Here is a 16,254-nt window from a genome sequence, read left to right on the forward strand (position 1 = left end):
TTCTATTGAAAATATTGGTATTATCCTTATAGCTTTTGGTATGGGGATGATTTTTGATTCTTTAGGGCTTAAAATCTTAAGCACCTTTTCCTTTATTGCCGCACTCTTTCATATGTTTAACCACATGAGTTTCAAATCACTGCTTTTTATGGGAGCAGGAGCTGTTTTACATCAAACCCGTACCAAAAATATGGAGAAATACGGTGGGCTTATTAAAGCGATGCCAGTAACGGCACTTACTTTTTTAATTGCAGCTATCTCTATTTCTGCACTACCTCCAAGTAACGGATTTTTAAGTGAATGGATGATATTCCAATCTATGCTGAGTTCTTCACATATAGACAACATTTCACTTAAACTTGCTATTCCTTTTGCTATCTTTGCACTTGCTATGACAGGAGGATTGGCGATTGCCTGTTTTGTAAAAGCCTATGGTATCACCTTTTTGGGATTGCACAGAAGTGCCAATGCAAAACATGCCCATGAAGTTAATTTTCTTATGAAAAGTGGTATGATCTTAATGACATTGGTGCTACTTTCTCTCATGCTCTTTACGCCTTTTTATATGCAGTGGTTTGATAAAGTTTTTGTAGGACTTGGACGAGCTTCTATTTATGAGAAAATTTTCCCTGAAGGGATTTGGCATATGCATTCTGTTGGTATCAATGGAGGGATCGTCTCTCCTCTTATTTTACTTTTTTCTCTTTTTGGTGTGACTGCATTGATGATGTTTGGCTATAAAATATTTGGTATAAAAACAAGAATACACAATACCTGGGCCTGTGGATATAAGACATCACAAAAAACACAATATACGGCAACAGGGTTTGCAGGACCCATACGAAGATTTTTCAATTGGCTTTATAAACCTGATGAACTCTTTGAAAAACAGACTATTGCAGGACACGAGAGTAAATTTAGTATCTCGCACTATGAAGTACATGTTAAGCCTCTTTTTGAAAAAGTCTTTTATGAAAGTGTGGCAAAGGGTGTAAATACTATGAGTTACTGGGTCTATCGTTTGGCACATTTTGAACAGTCACGTTATGCTGCGATGATATTTAATATGATGCTTGTTGTACTTTTTAGTTATAGGATTTTTTCTCATGACTTTTCTTGGGCAACCTTCGTTTTGGAATTTTTCGTTATGATGATTTCTGTGAAAGTTTTAATTATTGGAGATAAAAAATGATTATATACCTACTTAGTATTTTTATGCTGGTTCTCATAGCACCACTCTTGCTTTCCTATATTAAGGCTATGAAAATGGTACTTCTTTTCAAGCGACCTGTCTCTATTTTACAAGGCTATAGAGATTTCTCAAAACTCATGCATAAAGAGACAATACTTTCAGAAGAGACAAGTGCCATTACAATATATGCTCCTTTTTTGGTGCTCTCTCCACTCATCATTGTAATGTTCTTTTTACCGCCTTTGGTACAGGGGAGTTACTATGTGAGTTTTGTAGATGCTTTTACAATTACGGGACTTATCTCACTCTCTACCTTCTTTCTTATGCTCTTGGGGCTTGACAGTGCCAGTGCCTTTGGTGGCATGGGAAGTTCACGTGAAGCTTTTATCTCTGCTTTGGTAGAACCAGCGATGATTTTGACTATCTTTTCGGTTTCGTTAATGGCTGGGAATTTGGGTGTAGGACAGGCTGGTGTTAATTTGGCAGAGCATTTCCCGAAAGAGCATATGGCAAGTTTTTTATTTGCAGGGATTAGCTTTTTCATATTGCTAGTCGCTGAAAATGGACGTATCCCTATAGACAATCCAGAAACACACTTGGAGCTTACCATGGTACATGAGGCGATGACACTTGACCTTACCGGTATCTATCTTGCTATAATCGAGGCAGCAGCATCGATTAAGTTTGTTATCTTTGCCTCTCTTTTTGCCTCTCTTTTTATGCCTTTCGGCTTGGAATTTTCCGCATTAGTTGCCTTTTTGATTTTCATTGTAAAACTCTTTTTTATTGCAAGTATCGTTGCTTTATTAGAAGTTAATACTGCAAAACTTCGTCTTTTTAAAATACCAAATTTATTGGGACTTGCCATAGTATTTGCCTTTTTATCTTTAATTACATTTTATGTTTTAGGAGCGTGATAGATGGTTGATTTTCTTATTGGACTTTTTTTGGCTTCACTGATCGTTGCTTTGTTTACAACAAGACTCTTTAGACTGCTTTTATGGTATTCTATGAACTCTCTGATGTTAGGGATTTTGGCACTGAGTATAGGAAATTCCATTGATGATAAAGCGATGATTATTACAGGTATTATGACAATTGTCATCAAAGCAATAGGTATCCCTTTTGTACTTAAAAATCTTTCTCAGAAATTTCATTTTGTACGTCAGATAATACCGGAAATAAAAGTACAATATGCCATTATGCTTGTGCCTGCTATTTTGGTGTTTACCTTTTATCTTTCCGAACCCATTACCCATATGATACATACCAATGCCAACTACGTCGCAATAAGTATCTCTTCTTTGTTCCTCTCTCTTCTGCTTATGATGGAGCATAAAAATGTTGCACCGAAGATTGTTGGATTTTTAAGTATGGAAAATGCCTTGTTCTTACTTGGTATTACAGCTACGAATGGTATGCCGATGCTAGTTGAACTTGGAATATTCTTTGATCTTTTGATGGCGATTGTCGTTATTAACTTGCTATTTCATAAAGAGGAGCTCAAAGTATGAATTTAACTCTTTTGCTACTTCCTGCAATTATTATGTTTATTGTAAGTTTTTTAAAAAATGAGAAAGTAAAATATCTACTTGCCTTTACATCATTTGTCATTTTAGTACCAATTATAGAGCTTTTTTTAGTACCAAAACCTTACAATGTCTTTGGTAGTTATCTTATTGCCGATAAACTTGACACTTATGTACTTTTGGTCTCATCTATTGTCGGTATCGGGGTTACACTGGCACTTTTAACCCTTGACAAACACGTAAAAGTTTCCCCAAAAGCATACAGAAAATTTTACAGATTTTTTGCTATATTTTGGATTGGACTTATCTTCTCCATTCTTTCAAACCATATGGGTATTTATTGGATCGGGCTTGAACTTGCAACCCTATCTACTGTGTATATGATTAAAACAAACTACACGCCTGCTGCTCATAAAGAGGCATGGAACTATATGATAGTGGGTGCTATTGCTGTTTCGCTCATTCTTTTTGGTGTTATTCTGATGTATGCCAGTGCCAAACCTATTCTGGGTGAAGAAGCGATGCAATTTGATTTACTTTTGGCACATGCTAAAGAGATACCTTCTCCATTTTTGTTTGAAATGGGCTTTGCTATTTCAACCATAGGAATGTTTGTTAAAATGGGATTTTTCCCTATGAACTTGTGGCTTGCAAATATTGAGAGAGCTTCTTTTTACCCTGTGGCAGCACTCTTTAGTGGTATTTTGGAATCTGCAGTAGTCGTAGGATTTTTTAGATTTTCAAAAATTGCTATGGAAGTCAACTATAATCATCTTTTTATCTTTGTTTTTGTCTATACTATTTTAACGATTTTTATTGTCTCGTTTCTCATTTTTCGAGCGAAAGACTTTATGCGTCTTTTCTCTCTCTCAGGAGTAGAACATATGGCGCTTATTGTTATCTTCTGGGTCAGTGGTGCTCCTTTTGCCGCGTTGCTTCACTTTGGTGCACATGCTTTTTTAAAACCGGCACTCTTTCTCTCAACAGGTGTTTTGGAATCAAGAGGTAAATACCGTATTGCAGGTGCATTGAGAGGGTATAAAGGAAAAAGAGGACAACTCTTTTGGATTTTGGTCTCTCTTTTTTTATTAGCGATTATTTCTCTACCGCCAAGTCCTATGTTCTTTAGTGAACTTTACGGTTTTGGAGCGATGATAAGTACAGCAAAAGAGAGTGACCATATGCTTGCTATGATAGGTGCAATTTTATTCCTGCTTGCATTACTTTCAATTATTTTTTATCGTTTTGTGTCCATATATCAGTCGATGAAGTATGAAGGTAAAGTGGAAGAAAAAACAGTTTATGCAAGTGAACTTTTTGCTCTTGTTATTTTTGCTGTTTCATTGATGGCATTGCTGTTGCCTGCATCATTGTCATATTTAAAATCGATAGCTTAGGAGAGAGGCATGGCAAAAAAACGAGAATCGTGGATGAGTGCTGAAGAACTTGCTGATCGTGCAGCATTAGGAGAATTTCATCCTAAAAATATGGATTCTTTTTATAGTTGGGATAATAATATTTTAGTTTTAAATATACTTGGTACACCCAATGCCAAAAGAGATGTTATTGGCAAACCCAAAGGAAATCAACTCCAAATCAGTGTTACTGCAAACCCCATACGTGGAAATGCGACTGGCTATATGGTAAGATGGTTGGCAAAAGAGTTTGATGTTAAACTAGATAATATAGAAGTGGTTTTTGGACGTGCAAATGTCAATAAACAGTTAAGAATTACAGAACCTAAAAAACTTTTAAATGTCATTGTCAAGGCAGAGGAGAAGCAAAAATGAGACTTATAGCACGGTATGCCAAAGAACTTTCCAATCATTTTGAAATCATTACTGTATATGAAGATGAAACACAAAAGGAGCTTGTCTCCAAGGAAGATCCCGTCATTAAAACTTTGGCAAAAAAATATCCTGCAGCTATTTGGTTCGAGCGAAAAATGCATGATGATTTTGGTATTATCATTGAAGATGCTTTTGACAAACGTCCATTGGTACATCAGGAGCGTTTTCCAAGAGGAGTCTATCCATTAAGAAAAATTTTTACTCAGACACAGCTTGAAGAAGCAGAATATCTTCCTTATAAATACGAAGCTATCAATGGAGATGGTGTTTTTCAGGTAGCGGTTGGACCTATTCATGCGGGTATTATTGAACCTGGACATTTTCAATTTTCCCAAGCAGGTGAAGATATGCTACACCTTGAAGTACGGCATTTTTACAAAAACCGTGCTATTGAAAAGATGCTTGAAGGTAAAACATTGGCAGAAGCAAAACCCATCATAGAGCGTATTAGTGGTAACGAGAGTATTGCTTATCAGATCTGCTACAGAGACATTTTACTTCAGTCAAGCAAACAGGAACTTCCTGTTGCTTTAAAAAAATACCATGCTTTTCTACTTGAACTTGAACGTATAATCCATCATCTTACAGATTTGGGCTTTATCCCAAATGATGCAGGTTTTGGAGCGGCACTTGCCTATGGATCAAAACTTGCTGAAGAGGCAAGACGTAAAATGAAAGCACTTACGGGGCATCGTTTTGGTTTTGGAAGTATAGATTTTGAAGGTAAAGCAATAGATGTTGATGCTACGAAAAAATATTTGGAAAAACTTACAGAAGATGTAGCATTTTTTGAAGATTGGATTATGGATGTTCCTTCACTCTGGGATAGATTTGATACTACAGGTGTATTAAGTCAACAAAAAGCTATCAAATATAATACTGTAGGTGTTGTTGCTCGGGCATCAGGTCTCTCTCTTGACAGACGTTGCCAAGCATTTTATTTTGAAAATGGTTTTGAACTTGCAAATGAAGTGAATGGAGATGTTGGAACACGTTTTAAAATTCGTCTGAAAGAAGTAAAAAACTCTATTCAACTGATGTTGAACTTTTTGGAAGAAGAGGAGAGCTATTTGGAATTGCAAACTACCACAGATGGAGAATATCAAGCTTTTGTTGAGAGTTCCATAGGTGAGTTATTTATGGCGATTGATATTAAAGAGGGTGTCATAGAACGTTTTTTTGTGCGAGATCCTAGTTTTATGAATTGGCAGGCAGTACATATTATGATGAAAAAAGATATTATTGCTGATTTCCCACTCATTAATAAAAGTTGTGATTTAAGTTATGCAGGAAATGATTTATGATTAAATTTTGGAATAAAAGAATAAAAGAGGGTATTTCAACAGAAAATCCAGAGATTGATAAAGAACTCCAATTGATTCGTAAAGAGATGAAAAATCTTGTAAGTAAAAAATTTGCAGGCTCTCTAGCGATTCGTATGGTAGACAGTGGCAGTTGCAATGCCTGTGAAGCTGAGTGTAATGCACTCTCCAACCCTTACTACGATTTGGAGAGACTGGGTATCTACTTTGTAGCAAGCCCCAGACATGCAGATGTAATGCTGCTTAGTGGCGTGATGACGTTTAATATGACCCCACATGTGCTGGATGCGTATAAACAGATACCTGAACCTAAATGGGTCATTACATTGGGGGGTTGCCCTGTGATGGAAGCACCGTTTGAGCAGACTTTTGCCATCAAGGCTCCAGCAGAAGAACATCTTCCTATTACTTATCATATTCCAGGCTGTCCGCCTGAACCGATTGAGATCATTAAAGGATTGTTGGCGTTTTTGAAAAAGATATAGAATCCTCTGAATGCCTAGGTTTATCCAGAGGGTTCTATTATTAGAAGTGCCTTTTAGTCTTTTTTGGGACGTTTACGTTGTTTGAGTATCTCGCGTTTAATATGTAGTCTGTCTTTAAGACGGTTTATTTTGTTCATTTCGTTGTCTTCCAGACTGGTACTGATGTTTTCTACCTCTTCACCGATCTTCACTGAAAGCATTTCCGATTTTTTCATTGCAAGGATCTGAGAAGAAAAGATACTTCTGTGTCCTGAAAGCAAAAAGCTGATGACTGCTGCTATTGCAGCATAATGAGCAATGTCGATTCCAAAAAGTTCGACTGCCATGATAGTTGAAGCTATAGGTGTATTGGTTGTTGCAGAAAGTACACTTACAAAGCCTAATGCCGAGAAGAGTACAAGATGTTCAGGAGATACAATGCTTCCAAAGGCATGCCCACTGGTAGCACCAATGTAAAAGATAGGGGTGATGATCCCACCACTTCCTCCTGCACCCAGCGAGAGAGAGGTAAAAAGTGTTTTAAGAATAAAAGTGTACCAGTGCACATCAACGGCATAGAGTGGATCTGGGGTGATAGTATTGTGAATGGTTTCCAATCCAAGTCCAATATACTCTTCTCCAAATATCAATGTCAGAATAACGATCAGTGTGCCTCCTATGAATGCTTTCATATAGGTATTTAGTTTGATCTTTTTAATGATCTTTTCAGTAGATGAGACAGCTGTAATAACAATATCAGAAACAATGCCAAAAAAAACTGCGGCAAGAACGACTTTGAGGATTAACGTCATATCCAGTGAAATGTTTTGATAAAAGTGAAGGTTGTAGTAGGTGTATTGAATACCTAAAAGTTGTGCTGTGGTAAAAGCTGCAAATCCGGCGATGAAGGAGGGCAGAAGGACATCATATAGGATCACACCAATAATGAGAACTTCTACCCCAAAGATCGCACCGGCGACCGGGGTACCGAAAACGGTGGCAAATCCTGCGCTGATACCGCAGATCACAAGCTTTTTACGATCCTGTTTACTAAATTTAAAAAGATCAGAGAGTGCAGAAGCAACACCTGCACCGATCTGTGCTCCAGGACCCTCTTTACCGACTGAGGCTCCTGCAAAAATACTGAGGACTGTCGCTAATAGTTTTACAGGGATGACAGAGATATCTATTTTCCCGTCAGATTTATGTACGGCAGAGATTACTTTTTCCGTACCATGTCCCTCGGCAGAGGGAGCAAAGGTTTTTACCAGCCAAACCGTAAGTACAAGGGCAAATGGTAAAATGTAATAGTAGTGAAAAGGCAGCAGTGAACGAGAATCTTCTGAATATTCCAAAATGTTTAAAAAAAGTGTGACAACTGCACCAATGATAACACCTACCACTGAGGAGAGAAATACCCATTTGGCGACACTGAAAAAAATGGCGGTCTGTTCTGTAAAGTGTTTACGAATCATAGTAACTGTCCGTGGATGAGATAGTTTTAGTATAGAGCTTTTTTACTTAAACAGCAGATGTAATGGAGAGAAATAATAATATTTTTTAGTGATTTACCATAAAAACCTTTTTGTGCTAAAAGAAAATTCTGTTTGTGCTAAAAAATGATTGCATTTATCTAATGATTCTTATATACTGAACTTATAATTATTAAGGAGAGAACATGAAAAAGCTATTTCATCCTGTAACCATTACCTTGTTGGTACTATGCATACTTATTGTGCTTCCTTTGCTCCTTAAACGTCCTGAACCAATACTTACTGATGCACAGCTTAGAGAACAGGCACTTTCAACAACAATGAAACCCGTACCCAAAACCTATGAAGCACTACTCAAAGTTGTTGATAACCCTGAAAACCCCTTAAGTAAAGAGAAGATCGCTTTGGGTAAAACACTTTTTTTTGACACACGGCTTTCACGTGACAAGAGCATAAGCTGTGCATCTTGCCATAATCTTGAAGAGGGAGGAGATGACAATCTGCCTACCGCCATAGGTTTTCATGGAGGAGCCAATCCTTTTCATTTAAACTCTCCTACCGTGCTCAATGCTGCATTGGTAAAAACCCAGTTTTGGAACGGACGTGCCAAAGATGTGGAGGAACAGGCAGGGGGTCCTGTACAGGCACCTTTTGAAATGAATATGACACCCAAAGAGATAGAGAAAAGACTTAATGCAGACAGAAAACTTACAGAGCAGTTCAAACAGATATTTGGCACAGAAAAAATCACCTTTGAGAATGTGCGTAAAGCCATTGGTGCGTATGAGCGGACACTCTTGACAAGGGGAGCCTATGATAGATTTCTGGAGGGTGATGACAATGCCATCAGTGCAGCAGCCAAACGTGGTATGACTCTTTTTCTTACACGTGGATGTAAGGGGTGTCATGGGGGCATGAGTGTAGGAGGGCAAAGTATGCAGAAGTTTCCTCTGCGTCGTTATCTTTCAGAATATATCGGTCTATGGTTTGAGCCAAACATTAGACTCAAAGAGAGTCCATTTCCTTTTGTCAATGTGGGAGGCTTTTTAGGGAAAGATGATGCACAGATTTTTCGAGTTCCCATCTTGAGAAATGTAACCAAAACAGCCCCTTATTTTCATAATGGCTCTGTAGACAAGATAGAAGAGGTTGTACGCATCATGAGTAAATATCAGGTAGGTGAAGAGTTTAACAAAGAGCAGATAGCTGATGTGGTGGAATTTTTGAAAACACTTGAAGGAGAATTGGTAGCGTATTGATGTAGGGTGTTGTACCCTTACAACACCAATGATATGCATACAAAATAAATTTTAATCACAATTCATATTCACGATGTTGTCATGGGACAACACCCTACAAGATTTAAATCTCTACCCTCTTCTTAGTCAAGACCTTAAACTCAGTCACATGTTCATCGGTAATACCTAGCTTTTTTGCAGCCTTTGGATTGACCAGATAGTACCCAAACTCTATAACTACGGTATCTCCTTTTTCCAAAGGTATATCATAGGCAACTTTACGTATCTCATGCGCTTTGATGAGCGTGTTTTTGAGTTCACTGTCTGCGACCCATGGCATGGCAGGTTTGCCATTTTTACCAATGATACGCATAAAGTTCTTGGACTCAAGGTGTGTGTTTTTGTCTTCTTTTTCTATGCTTACACGAAGTTGGCTGAGTCTAAGTGGTTGGGCAAAAAGGGTATGGTTTGCTTTGTTTTCTATGCTGACTTCAAACCCCTTGGTTGTTTGATGGAGTGAGAGTTTAATATGTTTGGAAAGAAGTGAAATGTTCATAGTATGAATAGAAATACCGTGAAATGCATGTGTCTTTGTATTTTTAAGATTGACAAACGAGCCCTGTATTTTTGGCATATGACAGGAGATGCAGGTCTCTTTTGAGTCATCGTTCTTAATTTGCATATCACAGACCGAAAAGTTTTTACCATTTTGTTTATGGTCATGACACCCCAAACACATATTTCCGTTATAGAAATTTTTATTGCTGTAGTCTATATCGTGGTAGGGGGAGCCTGAAGTTTTGGTCATAAGTCCAAAATAAGAACTTTTTTCTTCAAAAGTTATTTTTTCTCCTTTTCTAGTTTTGTCAGCAGAGAAGAAATATTTTTTCTTCTGTGTAAATTTGTTTTTGTTAATTTTTGTATGTTTCTCTATGCTTTCAATGGTGTGACAGGCTTGACAGGAGATAGGTTCATTTTCCTGAATGGCATTTTTAGAGAGTTTTGTTTTTCCTGAAATCAAATCATGATCAGATGGAGTATGACACTTGGCACACTTGTAATTGTTTTTTGCCTTGTCTGGATGTTTGTCCCATACTGCTTTGTGGACAGGATCTTTAAATATAGATGATTTGGCATGCATAGAGTGTTGGTATTCCGAAAAAATAATAGGGTGACATTTTTTACATGTAATATTTTCCAGGGTTGCATAGCTTTGTATAGTTGCAGTAATGATAAGAAAGAGCGTAAGCCATAATTTCATGAGAGTAGTCCTTATTTAAATGGAGATAGATTCACATTGTATTTAAATAGGAGTAATTTACTCTTGATTTAAATCAATCATCGTATAGCTTAAATAGTTTAAATGATTAATTATTAATCAATAATCACCTAAAGCAATTATATGCAGTATTAGTTTGATTAATAATTAATCAATATAGTGGATAAAAACTTGATTTATATCAATTCTTTCCTATAAGAGTATATTATAATACACATTACTAAAAATACAAGAAGGAGAGAAAAATGACATTTTCAAACTCAGCTGAGTTATTGTCTTTTCACTGGGTAGCGTATTCAATCTATGCTGCAATGATCATTTCCGTTGTAGCATGGTTTGGATATAACCTAACCAGAAAAGAGGCGAAATCGGTTTTTAGAATACCGTTTTATTGGTATATGGCATTTTTGGTTGCAGGTGGTGTGGGACACCATATTTTTACATATAATACGATTCCATGGGTTTCCCAGGACATAGACAGACATAATATTAAAGCAGATGCAACGTATGAATTTGAAATAGAAAACCATAAGTGGATCGGTTTACCTGAAAAGGTCGTGGTTCAGTGTGGTCAGACCATCAAGTTTGATGTGCATAGTAGAGACCTTGTTTACGGGTTTGGTCTTTTTAGACAGGATGGCTCTATGGTAATGCAAATGCAGGTAAACCCGGGAACAGATGTCAATGGGATTTTGGATTCAAACGATATTCTTTGGACTTTTAACCATAATGGCTCCTTTGATCTGACATCAACAGAATATTCCGGACCGGATCAATATACAGAAGATGGAAAAGATCTGATGTTGGTAAAAAATCTTGTTCAAGTGGTTGGTTGTAATAAAGGAGGCGAAAAATGAGTTTTATCAAAAATCTTAAAGAGGGAACAAATTTTGACCATACAAGTCTGAATGCACTGCAAAAAGTAACACTTCGTTCAGTAGTTATGGCATTTCTTTTCTATGGGCTGGTTGCACTTGAAGGAATGATCATGAGAATGGTGGAAGTAGGGCGAGTACCGCTTAATCCTCTTCCGGGGCAGTTTTTTCATCCAGAACACTTTTTTTCCATTATGACTGTGCATCCGATTGTCGGTATCTTTGGTTCTACATACCAGCTTGTTTTCGGAGCTTTCATGTTTTTGGTACCCTATCTGACAAAAAAGCCTCTTTATAGCATTAAGCTTGCCAATATTGTTTGGATTCTGATCACTTTAGGAACAGCATTGGCATGGATTGCAGCATTCGTATGGCAATATGCACCGCTTTATACACTTTATTGGCCGCTTCCTGCAGATACACATCAGTTCAAAGTGATCGGAGGGATTGTATTTATTATCGGTGTTGCATTGATTATGGTGGGTACCTTAGGGTTTATTTACAATATTTATGCCACTATTTTTGCCCGTGTTGGTATACATAAAAATAAAACGACCAAAGAACTTCTGATCTCAGGTTTTGGTATTGATGGTATGCTCAATTTGATCAACAAGCTACGTGGGAAGCAACCATATAGTAAAGAACCAGCATTGGCTCTACCTGTTGTGGCAATTTTTCGTGGTACTGTTGATACTTTTCTTGACGCACTTGTAATCCTTGGCGCAGGTATTCTGATCTTGATTTATCTGGTTTTTGATGCAGGAGGTCATGCACTTGATGTTACTGCAATTGATGCACTACTCTATAAAAACTTTTTCTGGTGGGGGCTTGATCTCGTTGCTGACGGTCTGGTACTTATTTATGTAGCAGGTTCTTGGTATTTGCTTGCAATGCTGATCACCGGGCAGAAGCTTTTTATGGAAAATGTGGCAAGAGCAGCCTTGATGCTTGAACTACTTGTTTCATGGATGGTCTGGTCCCACCACCTTTTGGGTGACCAGGGACAGCCGGAAATGATGAAACTGATCTCTGGTGAAATGGTAACCGCATTTGAACTACTGACACAGGGATTGGCACTCTTTATTACATTGGTTACACTCTGGAAAGCAAGACCGCTTAAAATGACTATGGAACTCAAATATTTACTTGGGGGTATGGTTGGTTTCGGTCTCGCTGTTCCTGCTGCAATTATTCAGGCAGATATGGGGATGAATAGAGTCTTGCACAATACCCAGTGGATTATTGGTGCCCATGTGCATATTGCATTGATCGTTGGGCTTTATATGACACTGTACAGTGCTGTGTATGTATTATGGCCGTTGGTAACCAATAATACTAAGCTTTATTCACATAAACTTTCCAATGCGCACTTCTGGCTTCATCTTATAGGAGGTATTGGAATGGGTGCTTTCATGGGAATGGCAGGGCTTGATGGAATGTTAAGACGTCACCTTTATGTGGATGGACAGTTCAACCCAGATATGGTTTTTGCAGCTATTTTTGGTTCTATGCTGCTACTTGCCTGGGCACTCTTTTTGTACAATATTATTATGAGTGTTGGGCTTCGAGGGTTGATAGGTATCTTCTTGCCTGCAAAAGATGCGACAGCCTCTTATGGTATAGAAGAAGAACTTGAGCCGGCAGATGATCCTGCTTTTGCGAACAATTAAGGCAAGAAATTACAGTAGAATAGCTCTGCTGTAAGGACAAGGGAAAAACCAGTTGATACATTTAGATAGAGTAGCACATGAGATAAAAACTGTAGGACTTTATGACCTTGTTTTACAGGATATTCAGAAAATTCTCGGTAAAACAAGGGTCAATGAAGAGGAGATTCTAAAAATTCTCACTACTCATCCTCAGTTGCTTCAGGACTATATGCAAACTAATGTAGAATATAATTTAAGCAATATTCACCTCAGAGATATAGAGACAAATGATTTAAAAGATGAGTGTCAAAAAATGGCAAAGAAAATCAATGTCAATCTGAAACAGCTCAGAGCTCTGGAAAAATATACACTCGATTTTGAACAGAGTGCTACACTTGTGATCATCTTCTCCATTGAGTTTTTTGTACTTTTCTCTGTACAGTACTTTATTGTCTTACTAAACCTTAAAGAATGGCAAGGATTGATTTACAGTTTGTTTGCTTCTTCTATAGCTGTGGCTTATTGGTATGGTAAGAAAGAGCAGAAAAAATATGCTACTAACAATGCTATTTATGAGAAAATGTATGGTGAAACGTTGGAAATGATCAAAAACCTGGAAGAGAAAAGGTGTATCAAAAAATTGGACCTTATTATCGAAAGATGTGAGGAACATGTCTAAACCTATTAAGATCAGCTATCTATGGAATCGTGAGAATATAGAGAAACTTTTTAACTCTTCCTATAAATATCAGTTTAACCACTCAGCTAAACGATATATAGGATGGCTCTTTATTGCTATTTTGCAGTTTGCTGTAGTTGCGGCACTTAAAAAAGGATCTATTGCACTTTTGCTTTTTGCTTCCATTGTTCTTTTATATTGGTATTACGTTAAAAAGATCATTGCCAAAAAAAGAGCAATCAGATCATTTGAACACTCTTCTTTTAAAGATAAGACCATACATATAGAAGTAAGCAATGAAGGGTTTGAGATTAAAGGGAATGAAGGTAAAACAATGTGGCATTGGGAAGAAATAGATGGTGTACTCGCTTTGGGGGATGACATAATGCTCTATAAGGCTCCCTATTTTCACTATATTCCTGCTCAAGGTTTTACATCATTGGAAGAGAAGAGCCGATTTAAAACATTGGCAAAACAGCATCATAAGCTTTTAGGATAGTCAAGATGGAGTATTTTTACATTATACTGGTTATTATTTTTGTAGTGGCATTGCTTGTAGTAGGGTTCGTTATGGATGAAGAGCATAACGAATAGGATTTTTCTTGTTCCAAATCAACTTCCCAAAAACAAAATATTGTTATCATCATTCAATCAAACTAGGAACTCCTGAAGGATGAGAACAATGAAACAAATATTAGTCACTTTTTTTATCATCTTGACATTTATATCTGCAATAGAAGCAGAAAGTGGTAAAAAAGTTTTTGAAACCTATTGTTGGGGATGTCATCACCAAACAGCTGTTGCCTTTGGTCCTCCTTTTGCTGAAATAGCTTCCAAAAGAACAGCTGAAGAGATACAGGGGATGATTGCTGATCCGGAAGGTGTTTCCAAAGTGTTTGGGTATAGGCGTAATGCGATGCCGGCATTTAAGCTTAAATCTGAAGAACTTAAAGCGATCACTGCTTATATTCTTTCCTTCAAGCCTACTGATACAAAAGAGAGCAACAGCAGTAAAGAAAATAATAAAACAATTGTGAAAGAACCCTATCCTAATATCGCAGCCAACAAGGAGAGCAAATAATGTTCAGACTGTCTAACTTACTGAAGTCGGTAACCGAAGAAAAACCTGCAAGGGTACTTGATGGAAGTATCGCTATTTGGAATTTTACCAATCGTTGTAATCTGAGCTGTCTCCACTGCTATTCCAAGGCAGATTTGGATGCTGTGGATACTTTAACTACCGAAGATATTATGGAGACGTTGCCAAAGCTCAAAGCAAACGGTGTGAAATTTCTCATTTTTTCGGGCGGAGAACCTTTGACTCGAAAAGATCTTTTTGATATTGCTGCACGCTGTAAGGAGTTGGGGATCGTTACGTATCTTTCTACCAATGGGCTTTATGTTAAGCAGAGCAATGCAGAAAAAATTCTTGATACCTTTGACTATATTGGTATAAGTATTGATGGCAGTCCTGATGTGCATGATGCCTTTAGAGGGCTCAAAGGCTCGTTTGTCGAGTCCATGAAAGCAGTTGACCTGTTGAACAGCTTTGGAAAGACCAAGGTAGGTATACGATTTACCATTACTAAAGATACCTATGAAGATTTACAGTTTATTTTTGAATTAGCAGAGAAACACAATATTCCAAAAGTGTATATTTCACATTTGGTTTATTCTGGAAGAGGGCTCGAAAATCTTGAAATGGATTTAAGTAAAGAACAGCGTATCACGGCTGTAAATTATATTTTAGATAAAGCTTTTGAATACCATGAAAATGATAGAGATATTGAGATAGTCACGGGGAATATGGAGATGGATGCCATCTTATTTTATGATAGATTTATCCAAAAATATCCTCAACATGCGGATGAGATGAAAAAACGCCTTATAGATTGGGGTGGAAACTCAGCAGGTAGAAAATTGCTCAATATTGACAGTGAAGGGTTTGTGAAGCCTGATCCATTTTTCCCTGTAAAGATAGGTAATATCTTAAATCAGGACTTTTCTGACATATGGACAAATAAACCTACGGAGTTATTACAAAAATTACGTATTCATCCGCGAGAGCTTGGAGGAAAATGTGCAGAATGTAACTATTTGAATATCTGTAATGGAGGTTCACGATCTCGTGCCTATGCTATATACGGTGATATGTGGGCAGAAGATCCTTCATGCTATTTGACAGAAGATAAAACAAAAGGAAAGCTATAGATGGGCAAAGTGTATTTAACAGGAGCAGGACCAGGAGATATAGAACTTCTTACAGTCAAAGCACTGCGTGTAATAAAAGAAGCAGATGTAATCATCTATGACAGGTTGGCTAATCCTGATATTTTACAAGAAGCAAAAAATGGATGTGAATTTGTCTATGTGGGGAAAGAAGATTCGCATCATACGCTTCCCCAGGAAGAGATCAATGAAGCCATTTATCAGGCAGCACTAAAATATGAAGTGGTAGTTAGACTTAAAGGAGGAGATCCTTTTGTCTTTGGACGTGGAGGAGAAGAGGGAATCTATTTAAGAGAGCGTGATATAAAGTTTGAGTTTATTCCAGGTATTACCTCTGCTATTGCTGTACCTGAATATGCAGGTATTCCTGTGACACATCGTGGTATTACAGTCTCTTTTAGAGTAGTAACAGGACATGAGTCAAGCAACAAAGACCACTCACAAATTCCCTGGGA

General features: G+C 37.4%; 17 protein-coding genes. 15 read left to right on the forward strand and 2 right to left on the reverse strand.

Annotation, left to right across the window (positions count from 1 at the left end; genetic code table 11):
* The 7 genes from MVE01_RS06670 to MVE01_RS06700 all read left to right on the forward strand — a co-directional run.
* Nucleotides 1-1,192, forward strand: a 1,192-nt coding sequence (locus tag MVE01_RS06670; protein WP_472561398.1) for a proton-conducting transporter transmembrane domain-containing protein, incomplete at its 5' end; no start/stop codon positions are given.
* Entirely contained in the window at nucleotides 1,189-2,109 is a 921-nt protein-coding gene (locus tag MVE01_RS06675; RefSeq protein WP_472561399.1) for a respiratory chain complex I subunit 1 family protein, read from the forward strand. The genes MVE01_RS06670 and MVE01_RS06675, both read left to right, overlap by 4 nt.
* Nucleotides 2,110-2,112: 3 nt before the next feature.
* Nucleotides 2,113-2,706, forward strand: coding sequence for a hydrogenase (locus tag MVE01_RS06680; protein WP_472561400.1), 594 nt, complete (start codon nucleotides 2,113-2,115; stop codon nucleotides 2,704-2,706).
* The gene (locus MVE01_RS06685) at nucleotides 2,703-4,118 is read left to right on the forward strand and encodes a proton-conducting transporter transmembrane domain-containing protein (protein ID WP_472561401.1); all 1,416 of its coding nucleotides are present in this window, start codon (nucleotides 2,703-2,705) and stop codon (nucleotides 4,116-4,118) included. The genes MVE01_RS06680 and MVE01_RS06685 overlap by 4 nt, the downstream gene beginning before the upstream one ends.
* Nucleotides 4,119-4,127: 9 nt before the next feature.
* Entirely contained in the window at nucleotides 4,128-4,511 is a 384-nt protein-coding gene (locus MVE01_RS06690) for a DUF167 domain-containing protein (RefSeq protein ID WP_472561402.1), read from the forward strand.
* Nucleotides 4,508-5,875 carry a hydrogenase large subunit gene (locus MVE01_RS06695; protein WP_472561403.1) on the forward strand — a complete coding sequence of 456 codons (1,368 nt, stop codon included), beginning with the start codon at nucleotides 4,508-4,510 and terminating at the stop codon, nucleotides 5,873-5,875. Before MVE01_RS06690 ends, MVE01_RS06695 begins: the two co-directional genes overlap by 4 nt.
* Complete coding sequence (locus MVE01_RS06700) at nucleotides 5,872-6,378, forward strand: NADH-quinone oxidoreductase subunit B family protein (protein ID WP_472561404.1); 507 nt, start codon at nucleotides 5,872-5,874, stop codon at nucleotides 6,376-6,378. The genes MVE01_RS06695 and MVE01_RS06700 overlap by 4 nt, the downstream gene beginning before the upstream one ends.
* A gap of 53 nt (nucleotides 6,379-6,431) precedes the next feature.
* On the opposite strand, the gene MVE01_RS06705 is transcribed toward MVE01_RS06700, so the two are convergent.
* On the reverse strand, nucleotides 6,432-7,832 hold the full coding sequence (locus tag MVE01_RS06705; RefSeq protein ID WP_472561405.1) for a chloride channel protein: 1,401 nt from the start codon (nucleotides 7,830-7,832) through the stop codon (nucleotides 6,432-6,434).
* Between the two features lie 203 nt (nucleotides 7,833-8,035).
* On the opposite strand from MVE01_RS06705, the gene MVE01_RS06710 reads away from it, so the two are divergent.
* Nucleotides 8,036-9,109 carry a cytochrome-c peroxidase gene (locus tag MVE01_RS06710; protein WP_472561406.1) on the forward strand — a complete coding sequence of 358 codons (1,074 nt, stop codon included), beginning with the start codon at nucleotides 8,036-8,038 and terminating at the stop codon, nucleotides 9,107-9,109.
* 103 nt (nucleotides 9,110-9,212) lie between these two features.
* Here the strand turns inward: MVE01_RS06710 and MVE01_RS06715 are convergent, their stop codons facing one another.
* The gene (locus MVE01_RS06715; RefSeq protein ID WP_472561407.1) at nucleotides 9,213-10,349 is read right to left on the reverse strand and encodes a multiheme c-type cytochrome; all 1,137 of its coding nucleotides are present in this window, start codon (nucleotides 10,347-10,349) and stop codon (nucleotides 9,213-9,215) included.
* A gap of 263 nt (nucleotides 10,350-10,612) precedes the next feature.
* On the opposite strand from MVE01_RS06715, the gene MVE01_RS06720 reads away from it, so the two are divergent.
* The 7 genes from MVE01_RS06720 to cobA form a co-directional block, all read left to right on the forward strand.
* Nucleotides 10,613-11,224 carry a cupredoxin domain-containing protein gene (locus MVE01_RS06720; RefSeq protein ID WP_472561408.1) on the forward strand — a complete coding sequence of 204 codons (612 nt, stop codon included), beginning with the start codon at nucleotides 10,613-10,615 and terminating at the stop codon, nucleotides 11,222-11,224.
* Complete coding sequence (locus MVE01_RS06725) at nucleotides 11,221-12,912, forward strand: cbb3-type cytochrome c oxidase subunit I (RefSeq protein ID WP_472561409.1); 1,692 nt, start codon at nucleotides 11,221-11,223, stop codon at nucleotides 12,910-12,912. Before MVE01_RS06720 ends, MVE01_RS06725 begins: the two co-directional genes overlap by 4 nt.
* Nucleotides 12,913-12,964: 52 nt before the next feature.
* Nucleotides 12,965-13,570, forward strand: coding sequence for a hypothetical protein (locus tag MVE01_RS06730; RefSeq protein WP_472561410.1), 606 nt, complete (start codon nucleotides 12,965-12,967; stop codon nucleotides 13,568-13,570).
* The gene (locus tag MVE01_RS06735) at nucleotides 13,563-14,069 is read left to right on the forward strand and encodes a YcxB family protein (RefSeq protein WP_472561411.1); all 507 of its coding nucleotides are present in this window, start codon (nucleotides 13,563-13,565) and stop codon (nucleotides 14,067-14,069) included. Before MVE01_RS06730 ends, MVE01_RS06735 begins: the two co-directional genes overlap by 8 nt.
* A gap of 183 nt (nucleotides 14,070-14,252) precedes the next feature.
* The gene (locus tag MVE01_RS06740; RefSeq protein WP_472561412.1) at nucleotides 14,253-14,651 is read left to right on the forward strand and encodes a c-type cytochrome; all 399 of its coding nucleotides are present in this window, start codon (nucleotides 14,253-14,255) and stop codon (nucleotides 14,649-14,651) included.
* Nucleotides 14,651-15,781 (forward strand): radical SAM protein, encoded by a 1,131-nt coding sequence (locus tag MVE01_RS06745; RefSeq protein ID WP_472561413.1) that lies wholly within the window; start codon nucleotides 14,651-14,653, stop codon nucleotides 15,779-15,781. The genes MVE01_RS06740 and MVE01_RS06745 overlap by 1 nt, the downstream gene beginning before the upstream one ends.
* Nucleotides 15,782-16,254 (forward strand): uroporphyrinogen-III C-methyltransferase (gene cobA / locus MVE01_RS06750; protein ID WP_472561414.1); only part of this gene is annotated, 473 nt, incomplete at its 3' end.

The sequence above is a fragment of the Sulfurovum sp. genome (assembly GCA_026990595.1).
GTDB lineage: Bacteria > Campylobacterota > Campylobacteria > Campylobacterales > Sulfurovaceae > Sulfurovum.